The 12,883-nt window shown below is 52.5% G+C and carries 9 protein-coding genes; 2 read left to right on the forward strand and 7 right to left on the reverse strand.

Annotated features, from left to right (window positions below):
* Positions 1-169: 169 nt before the first annotated feature.
* The 7 genes from nqrF to KUO20_RS08965 form a co-directional block, all read right to left on the reverse strand.
* Entirely contained in the window at positions 170-1,402 is a 1,233-nt protein-coding gene (gene nqrF / locus KUO20_RS08935) for an NADH:ubiquinone reductase (Na(+)-transporting) subunit F (protein WP_235039537.1), read from the reverse strand.
* A 71-nt stretch (positions 1,403-1,473) separates the two neighbouring features.
* Positions 1,474-2,091: an NADH:ubiquinone reductase (Na(+)-transporting) subunit E gene (gene nqrE / locus KUO20_RS08940; RefSeq protein ID WP_096279620.1), complete on the reverse strand. Its 618-nt coding sequence runs from the start codon at positions 2,089-2,091 to the stop codon at positions 1,474-1,476.
* A 1-nt stretch (position 2,092) separates the two neighbouring features.
* A complete protein-coding gene (locus KUO20_RS08945) occupies positions 2,093-2,761 on the reverse strand; it encodes an NADH:ubiquinone reductase (Na(+)-transporting) subunit D (RefSeq protein ID WP_235039538.1) in 669 nt (222 codons plus the stop codon).
* Between the two features lie 2 nt (positions 2,762-2,763).
* Positions 2,764-3,585 carry a Na(+)-translocating NADH-quinone reductase subunit C gene (locus tag KUO20_RS08950; protein WP_235039539.1) on the reverse strand — a complete coding sequence of 274 codons (822 nt, stop codon included), beginning with the start codon at positions 3,583-3,585 and terminating at the stop codon, positions 2,764-2,766.
* The gene (locus tag KUO20_RS08955; RefSeq protein WP_096279614.1) at positions 3,585-4,811 is read right to left on the reverse strand and encodes an NADH:ubiquinone reductase (Na(+)-transporting) subunit B; all 1,227 of its coding nucleotides are present in this window, start codon (positions 4,809-4,811) and stop codon (positions 3,585-3,587) included. Before KUO20_RS08955 ends, KUO20_RS08950 begins: the two co-directional genes overlap by 1 nt.
* Positions 4,811-6,175, reverse strand: a complete 1,365-nt coding sequence (locus KUO20_RS08960) for a Na(+)-translocating NADH-quinone reductase subunit A (RefSeq protein WP_235039540.1) — start codon at positions 6,173-6,175, stop codon at positions 4,811-4,813. Before KUO20_RS08960 ends, KUO20_RS08955 begins: the two co-directional genes overlap by 1 nt.
* 312 nt (positions 6,176-6,487) lie before the next feature.
* On the reverse strand, positions 6,488-7,942 hold the full coding sequence (locus tag KUO20_RS08965; RefSeq protein ID WP_235039541.1) for a glyceraldehyde-3-phosphate dehydrogenase: 1,455 nt from the start codon (positions 7,940-7,942) through the stop codon (positions 6,488-6,490).
* Between the two features lie 267 nt (positions 7,943-8,209).
* Between KUO20_RS08965 and mfd the strand changes: the two genes are divergently transcribed.
* On the forward strand, positions 8,210-11,659 hold the full coding sequence (mfd, locus tag KUO20_RS08970) for a transcription-repair coupling factor (RefSeq protein WP_235039542.1): 3,450 nt from the start codon (positions 8,210-8,212) through the stop codon (positions 11,657-11,659).
* Positions 11,660-11,743: 84 nt separating this feature from the next.
* Positions 11,744-12,859 carry a L,D-transpeptidase family protein gene (locus KUO20_RS08975; protein WP_235039543.1) on the forward strand — a complete coding sequence of 372 codons (1,116 nt, stop codon included), beginning with the start codon at positions 11,744-11,746 and terminating at the stop codon, positions 12,857-12,859.
* Positions 12,860-12,883 lie beyond the last annotated feature (24 nt).

A 12,883-nucleotide genomic window follows, 5' to 3' on the forward strand; every position in this document is an offset into this window, starting at 1 on the left:
GATTACTTTGTACACTCATTATACATCAGCGGATCAGCGGTTATAAGCGCCCGCTTAACGTGAGCAATAGCCATAAAAAAACGGGGCCAGCCAAAAGGCCAGCCCCGCTTATCACGTCTATATCTACTACGGCCTATCTAGGCTGTCGACTAACAGTCTTGCTGATCGATTAGCCGCCAAAGTCATCCAATAGGATGTTTTCTGGCTCGACACCCATATCCAGCAGCAGCTTGATAACAGAGGCGTTCATCATCGGCGGCCCACACATGTAGTACTCGCAATCTTCAGGCGCGGGATGATCCTTCAGATAGTTTTCGTACAGCACGTTATGGATGAAGCCGGTTGGCCCTTCCCAGTTGTCTTCGTCCTGCGGGTCTGAAAGCGCCAGATGCCATTCAAAGTTAGGGAATTCTTCGGCTAGCTGATCGTACTCTTCGTTATAGAACGTTTCGCGCCAAGAACGCGCACCGTACCAGAAGGTAATCTTGCGATCCGACTTCAAACGCTTCAGCTGGTCAAAGATATGGCTGCGCATTGGCGCCATACCTGCACCACCACCGATAAAGATCATTTCAGCATCAGTATCGCGAGCGAAGAACTCACCAAATGGCCCCATGACCGTCACCTTGTCGCCTTCTTTTAAGTTGAAGACGAAAGTAGACATCAAACCAGGCGCATGGCTAGTACCGGGAGGCGGCGTTGCAATACGAATATTGAACTTGAGGATACCCTTTTCATCAGGGTAGTTCGCCATAGAGTAAGCGCGAATAATTTCCTCGTTGTTCTTGTGGGAAACTTTGAACATGTCAAATTTTTCCCAATCACCGCGGTATTCTTCATCAATATCAAAATTAGAAAACTTGATGTCATAAGGCGGTGCAACTAGCTGCACATAGCCACCTGCACGGAAGGCAACTTCCTCACCTTCAGGCAGTTTCAAGTTCAGTTCTTTAATAAAGGTGGCAACGTTGGGGTTACCAACAACCTCACATTCCCATTTTTTAACACCAAAGACTTCTTCAGGAACTTCTACCTTCATGTCCTGCTTCACAGGTACCTGACAAGATAGACGCCAGCCGTCTTTCTTCTCACGCATGGTGAAGTGCGATTCTTCGGTCGGCAGGATTGAGCCACCGCCCTCTTCTACACGGCACTTGCACTGCGCGCAGGAACCGCCGCCACCGCAAGCTGAAGAGAGAAAAATACCGTTTGCTGCAAGCGTGTTTAGCAGCTTACCGCCGGCTTGGGTGCTTAACGTATGCTCAGGGTCGCCATTGACTTCAATGGTCACGTCCCCGCTACTAACAAGCTTACTACGCGCTGCCAGAATGATTACCGTCAAACTAATAACGATAACCGTGAACATGACAACACCGAGCAAGATGACAGTTGTATCAACCATGTCGGTTTCCTATTGCTAGAGGTTTTATATAACCCGGCGATGCGAGCATCGCCGGGAAAAACCGGCTCCGATTAAAGCTGAATGCCTGAGAAAGACATAAAGCCTAACGACATCAGACCCACGGTGATAAAAGTAATGCCCAGCCCCTGAAGGCCACCCGGCACATCGCTGTACTTCAACTTTTCACGAATACCCGCCAGAGCGGCAATCGCCAGCGCCCAGCCAGTGCCTGCGCCAAAACCATAGACCACTGATTCGCCAAAGTTGTAGTTACGCTCAACCATGAACAGTACGCCACCTAAGATAGCGCAGTTAACGGTGATTAGCGGCAGGAATACACCTAACGCGTTGTAGAGCGAAGGCACGTACTTATCAAGGAACATTTCCATGATCTGTACAAGCGCAGCAATAACACCGATGTAGGAAAGCAGCCCAAGGAACGAAAGATCAATGTTTTCAGCACCACTGATACCCGTCCACGTTAGTGCGCCTTCTTGCAGCAAGTAGGTGAACACTAAATTGTTGATCGGCACCGTAACGGTCAATACAACAATAACGGCAATACCGAGACCAATCGCAGAGGAAACCTTTTTGGAAACAGCCAAGAAGGTACACATGCCCAAAAAGAAGGCCAGTGCCATGTTCTCAACAAACACCGAGGCAACAAAAAGACTCAGATAATGTTCCATATTACACGGCCTCCTTGGGCTTGGTGTTTTCCTTCATTTTGAACTCATTACTTTCTACCTGCTCTGGATTAACCGAACGCATAATCCAAATCAGTAGACCAATAATGAAGAACGCCGAAGGCGGCAATAGCAGCAAGCCGTTAGGAACGTACCAGCCACCGTCTTGAACCGTCTGGAGAACCGTGAAGCCAAAGATGCTTCCAGCGCCCAGCAGCTCACGCACAAAACCGACAACCAGCAGTACAAAGCCGTAGCCTAAGCCGTTACCAATACCGTCTAAGAACGACAGGCCTGGCGAGTTAGACATTGCAAAGCCTTCTGCACGGCCCATAACGATACAGTTGGTAATGATCAGGCCTACAAACACAGAAAGCTGTTTGGACATCTCATAAGCGTAGGCTTTGAGAATCTGATCTACCACGATAACCAGTGATGCAATAATGGTCATCTGCACAATGATACGAATCGATGACGGAATGTGATTCCTAATCAACGAAACGAACAAGTTTGAGAACGCAGTCACAAAGATAACAGCCAGCGCCATTACCAGCGAAACGCTCATGCTTGTCGTTACTGCCAGTGCTGAACAAATCCCCAAAATCTGCAGTGCGATGGGATTGTCTCTAAAAATCGGCGCCGTTAAAACGCCTTTTGCATTTACGTCCGCCATGATTAAGCCCCCTCAACGTCTTCGAAGTCAGTATCGGTGCCTTCGGCATCTTCCGGCTCAGTACCGCTGCGGAATTTCGCCAAATACGGTCCGAATGCTTCCTCGCTTAACCAGAACTGCAGCATGTTTGTCACGCCATTACTGGTTAGCGTAGCGCCAGATAACGCGTCCACTTCATAGTCATCGCTCGCGCCGCCCTTAGTAAGGTGAATTGCCGGTGAGAGGTCGCCCTCTTCATCGTAAATTTTCTTACCTTCCCACTGGGCCTGCCAACGCGGGTTGTTTACTTCCCCACCCAGGCCTGGCGTTTCGCTGTGCTCGTAGTAGGTGATACTAACGATCGTGTTGCCATCACCCTCTACCGCTAAGAAGCCACGCATCAGTCCCCAAAGCCCTTGGCCACGAATAGGTAGCACAATCTGCTCTGGCTCGTTTTCGTCGCCAATCAGGTACACCGTCGCGTAGTTTTCTACCCGCGAGAGGCCTGCAATATCCTGATCACCTGAAAGTGTGCGGCCGGTAGCGGGGTCCCGCGAAGCCTCAAAGCTATCAAACGTATCGGGATCGAACTCATCCGTGTACTCGCCGCTATCCAAGTCGATAACGCGGGCGGTGATTTGCTCGCCAAAGGCCGCTTCAACGTCCATACCTGGCTCATAGAGTTTGGCAACGTTAAGGATATTGGTTTTACGGTCAAGTTCCTGGTTGAGCTGCTGAGCGGGGCGCAGTGCAACCGCCGCCGTCGAGACGATGACCGAGCACACAATACACAGTGCAAAGGCCACAATCAGGACTTTCTTGATGGAGTTATTACCTTGTGCCATTAGGCAGTCTCCTCGGCCGGTACACCGGTACGCTTAACGCGGCGCTTGATATTGGCCTGGACGAAGAAATGGTCAATCAGCGGTGCAAACAGGTTCGCGAACAGAATCGCAAGCATGATGCCTTCTGGGAAGGCCGGGTTCACAACGCGAATTAAGACAGTCATCACACCAATCAGCGCACCAAATATCAGGCGGCCCTGGTTAGTCATCGAGGCTGACACCGGGTCAGTCGCCATGAATACCATACCGAAGGCAAACCCGCCAATAACCAGATGCCAGTACCAGGGCATGGCGAACATGGCGTTGGTATCGGAGCCTATCAGGTTAAAGAGTGTACTGGTGGCCACCATGCCCAGGAACACACCCAGCATGATTCGCCATGAGGCAATACGTGTCCACAGCAGTACCGCCGCCCCCATAAAGATGGCCAGCGTAGAAACCTCACCCACAGAGCCTGGGATAAAGCCAAGGAAGGCATCCCACCAGCTAAAGGTATTGGTCAGCGCGGTCATGCCGTCTTGGAAGGCCAGAGAAAGCGCGGTGGCGCCCGTATAACCATCGGCTGCGACCCATACCGAGTCACCCGAGATTTGCGCCGGGTAAGCGAAGTATAGGAATGCACGCGCCGTTAGTGCGGGGTTCAAGAAGTTCTTGCCCGTTCCGCCGAAGATTTCTTTGCCAATCACCACACCAAAGGTGATGCCTAAAGCAACCTGCCAAAGCGGGATAGTCGCCGGAAGAATCAACGCAAACAGCACTGACGTTACGAAGAAACCTTCGTTCACCTCATGGCCACGCTTAATCGCGAACAGTACTTCCCAGAAACCGCCCACTGCAAACGTTACTAAATAGATAGGTAAGAAGTAGGTAGCACCAAGAACAAAGTTAGCCCATAAGCTGCTGGAATCATGACCCGACGCCAAGGTCATCATGATCGCTTCGCGCCAGCCACCCATTGATGCATAGCCCGCATCGATGGCGACGTTAGCTTGCCAACCGGCATTCCACATACCAAATAGCATGGCGGGGAACGTGCACAGCCAAACGGTGATCATCATGCGCTTAAGATCAATACCATCGCGCACGTGGGCCGTCGTTTTAGCAACGCTCGGCGGTGAGTAGAAAATAGTATCTACCGCTTCAAATAGCGGATAGAACTTTTCGTACTTCCCGCCCTTGTGGAAATGCGGCTCGATATTTTGGAGTGTCTGTTGAATACCCATCATCAGGCCTCTTTCTCGATCATGGAGAGATTGTCACGCAGGATGGGGCCGTATTCGTATTTGCCAGGGCAAACGTACGTGCACAGCGCCAGATCCTCTTCGTCCAGCTCAAGACACCCAAGCTGCATGGCAGCCTCAATGTCACCCACGATCAGCGAACGCAAAAGTTGAGTAGGCATAATGTCTAGCGGCATCACTTTCTCGTAGACACCGATGGGCACCATCGCACGCTCAGAACCATTCGTTGACGTCGTCGGCGCATAGTTGCTCAGCCCTTTAATTTTGGAAATATAAATTCCCAAAACCGAGTGGCGATTAGCACCGGGAGACATCCAGCCCATGAATGTGCGTTTATTGCCTTCTTCTAGCAAGCTCACTTGGTTACCGAAGCGGCCTAGATAGGTCAACTTGCCTTCTGCCGAAAAACCAGAAAAAACTGAACCAGAAATGACGCGAGTGTCATCAGGCTTGATAACGTCGCCGTCCAGCAGTTCATCCGTATTGGCACCTAGGCGTGTACGAATTAGCCGAGGATTCTCGGCACGTGGACCGCCGATGGCAATAACACGGCTCACGTCCAGCTTACCTTCTACAAACAGCTTGCCGAACGCAATCACGTCCTGATAGCCGATGTGCCACACTTTTTTATGCAGTGCGACCGGAGAAAGATAATGAATGTGGGTCCCTACCAAGCCAGCAGGATGAGGCCCCCCAAAGCTTTCGGTTTTCACACCGTCTACATCGCCGCCCGGAATAGAGGCATTTTCGCCTGTACCCTTTTCACCTGTACATAGGAAGACGTTGCCCTCGGTAAGGCGCGTTAACACCTTGAGGCCGTCCTCAAATGCCTGCGGCTGTTCATTAATGATCAGTGCAGGGTCAGGGCTCAGCGGATGAGTATCCACGGCGGTCACAAAAATATCGACCGGCGTGCTGTCGATAGCTGGCGTGCGAGAGAATGGACGCGTGCGTAGCGCTGTCCATAGCCCAGATTCCACCAGCTGATCAACTACGGCCTGACGATCAAGCTGTGCAATGGTATTACGATCATGAGCTGCGAATTCAATCGCCTCCTCAGTCTCGTCAACTTTAATCACAACAGATAGCAAACGACGTTTTTCGCCACGGTTTATTGCAAGCACTTCACCGGCAGCAGGCGCTGTATAGCGCACGCCATCAATCTTCTTGTCGGTGAAGAGCAATTGGCCTAGTTTGACCTTATCCCCTTCCTGAACTTCCATTGTTGGCTTCATGCCAACGTAGTCAGTACCCAGGATTGCCACGTGGTGCACAGGCCGCGCATCTTCAATACGCTGCTCGGGCGCTCCCGTGATGGGGAGATCCAGGCCTTTTTTGACTTCGATCATAGTCTCGCCCAGTTGTTGGATCGGATATACGAAGGTATGGGGTTCGAATGCTTCTTTTCTGCTCAGTGAATTCTTGTTTTCTGCTCAGATTGTTACCAGTCAGGCCCAAGCAGCACTTGAACCACCCCGAAAAATCCCTCTTATTATAAAGACAAGCGCGTCCAATGACCACATCCCTTATGATCTTCAAAAGTGCTATATACATACACAAGAAGGTGAATTGAGACCAAAAAAAGGCGCCACCCAGAGGTAGCGCCCGTTTGTCCTGCTCGCATGAACGTCCAACGCACGGACTTTCCTACGACTAATTACTTAGCGTGGTAACTTTAAGAACTGCACATTAGACATCTGCTGCAAAATACGCACTACCTGACAGCTGTAGCCAAACTCATTGTCGTACCACACATAAACGACAGCGTGATGACCGCTCGCAATCGTTGCCTTGGCATCCACGATGCCCGCATGGCGGTTGCCAACGAAATCAGATGACACCACTTCAGCTGAATCAACGAAGTCAATCTGCTTCTGATAGGCGGACTCAATCGACATGCGGCGCAGGTAGTCATTTAGCTCACCAGCGTCGACTTCCTTATCCAGCGTCAGGTTTAGAATCGCCATGGACACGTTGGGGATCGGCACGCGAATCGCGTTTCCTGTTAGCTTACCCTCTAGTTCAGGTAGCGCTTTAGCAGCAGCTTTAGCGGCTCCCGTTTCAGTCAATACCATGTTGAGCGCCGCGCTACGGCCACGACGATCGCCTTTATGGTAATTGTCGATCAAATTCTGATCGTTGGTGTAGGCATGAACGGTTTCAACGTGACCATTCACAACGCCGTATTCGTCGTTGAGCACCTTTAATACCGGCACAATCGCATTGGTCGTGCATGATGCAGCGGAAACAATAAGATCGCTATCGCCAATCGACGCATGGTTAATGCCATAAACAATATTCTTGATGTCGCCTTTGCCCGGCGCCGTTAGCAGGGCCTTAGCAGTACCTTTACACTTCAAATGCTGACCCAGGCCGTCTTCATCACGCCAGATACCGGTATTATCAACAATCACAGCGTTGTTAATGCCGTACTCGGTGTAATCAATCTCACTGGGGGAATCAGCGTAAATAACCTGGATAACGTTGCCATTAACCGTTAACGTGCGCGCCTGCGCATCGACGATAATCGTACCGTCAAACGGGCCGTGAACTGAATCACGACGCAGCAGGCTGGCGCGTTTTTCAAGATCTTTCGCCACGTCGCCACGACCGCGCACCACGATGGCGCGTAGCCGCAACAGATTACCGCCGCCGGCCTTCTCAACCATCACGCGCGCCAACAGGCGACCAATACGACCAAACCCGTAAAGCACCACATCTTGAGGCTCGCCCGTGCTCGCGCCCGGCTGATAACCATCAATAATTTCATGAAGCTCTTTACGCAGGAAAGCTTCAACGTCACCGCCACCCTGGCGCTTAAACATCACCGCCAGCTTACCGACATCGACATGCGCAGGCCCAAGATTGAGCGCAATCATGCCTTTTAGGATGGGATACGTATCGTCGACAAACAGCTCAGTCCCTTCCAGCTTGCGCACGAAGCGATGGTCTTTAAGAATGCGAATGACCGACCGCTTAATCAACGAACGTCCGAACATGGTGGCAACAACATTATTTTGACGATAGAGCTGACCCACCATTGGGATCATCTGTTCCGCCAAAGCCTCGTTACCCTGCCATTCTTGAAAAACGTTTTCGAGAGCTTGCTGACTCACGTGCGGCCTCATTAATGTAGTGAAAAAGTGTAAAAACAATAAGTAAAAAACAATTTTCGTGCTGCATTATCCTAGCCAAGCGCCGTCGTCGCAATGAAAGGATGGTCGCACAGCGTGTAGGCGTATTACAGAATCGTCGATTTGACTACAAGCTTGCCGCGCAAGCCTCCAACGATTAGCAGCTGTCGATCAGCGACAGCACTCTAACTGAAACGGGTGATCGTGTATGATCTGCTTTCCGTTTCAGCGCAAAACGATATCTTGATTATGCCGACTTTTTCTCTGCTCGAACCGCCCCAGCCCGAAGGGACTCGCGATACGCTCTACTGGACATCGCCGCCGGGCAGCGCGACTGCGCTGGCACTTTCCCGCGTTGCAACCCAGGCGCCTTTATTGGTCATCACGCCCAATACGGCCAGCGCGCAGCGCCTTGAGCAAGATCTGTATTTCTACAGCGACGTACCGGTGCTGCCCTTCCCAGATTGGGAAACGCTGCCCTACGACAGCTTTTCACCCCATCAAGACATTGTCTCGGCACGACTACGCACGCTTCGTCAACTGCAAGATGGCGTACGCGGCATTGTACTGGTGCCAATCAACACGCTGATGCAGCGCCTGCCACCGGTTGAATATATTGCCGGGCGAGTGATGACCTTAAAAACCGGCGAGCGATTGGACCGTGAGATCTTTCGCGAATCATTATCGCGAGCGGGCTACCGTGCGGTAGAAACGGTTTATGAACCCGGCGAATACGCCATGCGCGGCGCGCTGATCGATCTGTTTGCCATGGGCATGGATGAACCAATCCGTATCGACTTGTTTGATGATGAAATCGATACGCTGCGCCACTTTGATCCAGGCAGCCAGCGCTCTACGGATAAACTTGAGTCACTCGAGCTATTACCCGCCCATGAGTACTCGCTTAGCCGTAGTGCCATTGCCTGTTTCCGCGAAAAATTTGAAACGCTGTTTGACGTCGACCCACGCCAATGCCCGCTTTATAACGATGCATTAAAAGGTATTCCGTCACCGGGCCTTGAGCACTATTTACCGCTATTTTTTGAACATACCGCCTCGTTATTCGATCACCTGACGAATGACACGCGGGTGGCCTTGCTGCCCGGGGTTTTCCAAGCTGCCGAGCAGCATTGGCAGGCAATAGATGCCCGCTTCGTCAACTTAGGCGTGGACAATACGCGCCCGCTTCTGCCTCCGCACCGGGCATTTTTTCCAGTCAGCGACGTCTTTTCGGCCATCAAATCGTATCCGCGCATTGAGCTGACCGAAGACAGCCATCAGCGCCATGCGCAGCTGCCTGAAGCCGCACCGCTTCCCACGCTGTCGATCAACTCGCGGGCCAAAAAACCGTTGGGCGATCTGTCCGCGTTTTTAAGCTCACACCCTAAAACACGCGCGCTGTTTGTAGCGGAATCCCGCGGCCGGCGCGAGGCATTAGAAGAGATACTGGCACCGCTGAAGCTATCGCTGCCCCACACCGAAAGCTTCCATGCGTTTCTAGCTGGCAGCGAACAGTATGCGATTACCGAAGGTTTAGTCGACAGCGGCCTCTGGCTTAACAGCCCTAGCTTGGCGGTTATCAGCGAAACCGAGTTATTTGGCGAAGTCGTACGGCAAAGTCGACGTCGTGAAAAAGTCACCGATGACAACGAGCTGGCAGTACGCCACCTATCAGAGCTGCGTGAGGGCGCGCCGGTGGTTCACCAGGCCCATGGCGTGGGCCGCTATTTAGGCCTTGAGACCCTTGAGGCAGGCGGTCAGGCAAATGAGTTCCTTGCGCTTTCCTATGCAGATGGCGCCAAGCTGTATGTGCCCGTCGACAGCCTACACATGATCTCCCGCTACAGCGGCGCCGACGACGAACTGGCGCCTCTGCATAAGCTGGGCTCAGATCAATGGGAAAAAGCACGCCGTAAAGCCGCCGAGAAAATTCGTGATACCGCCGCTGAACTGCTGGACGTTTACGCACGCAGGGAAGCTCAGCAGGGCGTGGTCTACGAAGCCCCCGGGGAAGACTACCTACGTTTCTCAGCCAACTTCCCGTTTGAGGAGACACCCGATCAGCATGCGGCCATTGAGGCGGTGATTAGCGACATGACATCGCCACAGCCGATGGACCGTGTGGTATGCGGCGACGTAGGCTTCGGCAAAACAGAAGTCGCCATGCGCGCGGCGTTTCTAGCCGTGCAGTCCGGCCGTCAGGTCGTCGTACTGGTGCCGACCACTCTGCTAGCACGCCAGCATTTTGAGAACTTCCGCGATCGCTTTGCCGATACCGCCGTCAATATTGGCCTGATCTCACGTTTCACCAGCGCCAAAGAAGTTTCACAAACGATGGAAAGCATTAAAAACGGCCAAACAGATATTGTGATCGGTACTCACAAGCTGCTCTCAAAAAGCGTTGAGCTACCTAAAATGGGCCTGCTCATTATCGACGAGGAACATCGCTTTGGGGTTGCCCAGAAAGAGAAGCTGAAAACATTACGCGCTGAGATCGACATATTAACCCTGACCGCCACGCCTATTCCGCGCACGCTAAATATGGCCATGAGCGGCATCCGCGATCTATCGATCATCGCCACCCCGCCGGCGCGCCGTCTTTCGGTCAAAACCTTCGTACAGCAGCATGACGACAGCGTGATTAAAGAAGCCCTGCTGCGTGAAATATTGCGCGGCGGCCAGGTCTACGTGCTGCATAACGAAGTCAAAACGATCGAAAACACTGCAGAAAAAATTCGCGAATTGATACCCGAAGCGCGCGTTGGCGTTGCCCATGGCCAGCTGCCTGAGCGCAGCCTAGAACGCATCATGTCGGACTTCTACCACCGTCGATTTAACGTACTGGTGTGTTCTACCATTATTGAGACGGGCATTGATGTGCCTAGCGCCAACACCATCATCATTGAGCGCGCTGACAAGTTTGGCCTAGCCCAACTACACCAGCTGCGTGGGCGAGTTGGCCGCAGCCACCATCAAGCCTATGCCTATCTTTTGACCCCGACGCCAAAAGCCATGACGCGCGATGCGATAAAACGCCTTGAGGCTATCAGCGCTTCGGATGATTTAGGGGCGGGCTTTACGCTGGCTAGCCACGATATGGAAATTCGCGGGGCAGGCGAACTGCTGGGTGATGAGCAGAGCGGCCAAATGGAAACCATTGGCTATACGCTTTATATGGAAATGCTTGATCGAGCAGTAAAGGCAATTCGTGCCGGCAAAACCCCCAATATCGACACCCCTTTCAATACCGGTGTCGAAATTAGCCTTAACCTGCCCGCCCTCATCCCCAGCGATTACATTCACGATGTGCAGCAGCGGCTAGTGATGTATAAGCGGATTGCCAATACGCAGAGCGATGGCGAGCTTAAAGAACTGCAGGTTGAGCTTATTGACCGCTTTGGCTTGCTGCCCGCGCCTTTGAAAAACCTTATTCGCCAAACCAAGCTACGCCATCGCGCTGAGCAGCTAGGTATCAGCCGAATAGAAGCCGGCGAAAGCCGAGGTCGGGTGCTATTTGAGAGCAGCACCCAGGTCGATCCAATGACGCTGGTGACCCTTATTCAACGCTCACCAAAACACTACCGCTTGGACGGCGCGGACACGTTAAGATTTGAATTACCAATGGAAAGTGTTGATAAGCGCTTTCAGCAGCTAGAAAACTTACTCAGCACGCTTAATCAAAAAGTAGCGGCGGCGTGAACCTTGGGGCAAACTTGTCAGTAGCTATGCCCTACTGGTCACCAAAACGCGCATTAGCAGTAAATTAACATATTAGGAATGACTATGAACATTCGACATACTTTCAATCTCTGGGGCCCCACCAGCTTGGCCGTGCTGTTAGCGGCTAGCCTGGCGACCCCTGCTTTTGCGCAATCTGCTGACGAGCAGGTAGACAGCCAGCAAGCGCAAGAAATCAACCTCGATGCCGTCGACAGCGCATCACAGGTTGCTAGCCGAGACGAGCTGCCCCGCGGCCACTTCCGCCTACCTGAAACCGGCGACATCGTCGGAGAACGTTATACGGTAGTCGTCGAAGACCCTAGCCAGACACTCGTTGATGTTGCTCGACGCCACAATATTGGCTATGAAGAAATTCGCATGGCCAATCCTGACGTCAGCCTATGGGTTCCTGGCGCAGGTACCGAGGTCGTTATTCCGGCGCAGTATATTCTACCCCCAGCCCCCCGCGAAGGCGTTGTGGTTAACCTATCTGAGCTGCGTCTTTACTATTACCCTGCCGACAATCCTGGCATCGTTGAAACCTACCCGATCAGTGTCGGCCGGGATGAGTTTGCAACTCCAATTGGCATCACTCGCACAACCGTTAAGGTTAAAGACCCGGCATGGGCACCGCCGGCTTCAATGCGCCGTGAGGCGGCCGAACGTGGCGATCCAGCGCCTTCGATTGTCCCCGCAGGCCCTGACAACCCCCTTGGCGAGCACGCTATCCTTCTGGCAATGCCTAGCTACTTAATTCACGGCACCAACAAGCCAGACGGCGTAGGCATGCGCGTTAGCCGTGGCTGCATTCGCATGTACCCTGAAGATATCGCGTCCCTGTATGAGCGCTTACCGAGCGGTACTCAGGTCAACCTGATGGATGCGCCCTTTAAAGCAGGCTGGGGAGCCGACGGCACACTGTTCGTGCAGTCCTTCCCTCAGCTTGAAGAAAATGTTGGTGATTTCGAGCCGATGCGCAACGCAATTGACCGTGTTACGGCGCTAACTGAAGATCAAGTCGAGATCGACCCAGAGCAGATAGAGCGTGCCGTTGACGCACCAGACGGCCAATTTATTGCCCTCTTTGGCCCCGGAGCACCTGAAATAAAACCCGAGCCTGTCGAACTTATCGACGAAATTGAGCTCACGGCAGCATCTAGCAGCGAAGAAAAAGCTTGATGCGCTGATAGCACAGCAACAAAA

The sequence above is a fragment of the Vreelandella profundi genome, from assembly GCF_019722725.1.
Lineage (GTDB): Bacteria > Pseudomonadota > Gammaproteobacteria > Pseudomonadales > Halomonadaceae > Vreelandella > Vreelandella profundi.

What these genes read in the sequence shown, in the direction of transcription:
- nqrF (WP_235039537.1), bottom strand. Translation starts at nt 1,402, where the DNA reads ATGGTTGATACAACTGTCATCTTGCTCGGTGTTGTCATGTTCACGGTT.
- nqrE (WP_096279620.1), bottom strand. Translation starts at nt 2,091, where the DNA reads ATGGAACATTATCTGAGTCTTTTTGTTGCCTCGGTGTTTGTTGAGAAC.
- KUO20_RS08945 (WP_235039538.1), bottom strand. Translation starts at nt 2,761, where the DNA reads ATGGCGGACGTAAATGCAAAAGGCGTTTTAACGGCGCCGATTTTTAGA.
- KUO20_RS08950 (WP_235039539.1), bottom strand. Translation starts at nt 3,585, where the DNA reads ATGGCACAAGGTAATAACTCCATCAAGAAAGTCCTGATTGTGGCCTTT.
- KUO20_RS08955 (WP_096279614.1), bottom strand. Translation starts at nt 4,811, where the DNA reads ATGATGGGTATTCAACAGACACTCCAAAATATCGAGCCGCATTTCCAC.
- KUO20_RS08960 (WP_235039540.1), bottom strand. Translation starts at nt 6,175, where the DNA reads ATGATCGAAGTCAAAAAAGGCCTGGATCTCCCCATCACGGGAGCGCCC.
- mfd (WP_235039542.1), top strand. Translation starts at nt 8,210, where the DNA reads ATGCCGACTTTTTCTCTGCTCGAACCGCCCCAGCCCGAAGGGACTCGC.
- KUO20_RS08975 (WP_235039543.1), top strand. Translation starts at nt 11,744, where the DNA reads ATGAACATTCGACATACTTTCAATCTCTGGGGCCCCACCAGCTTGGCC.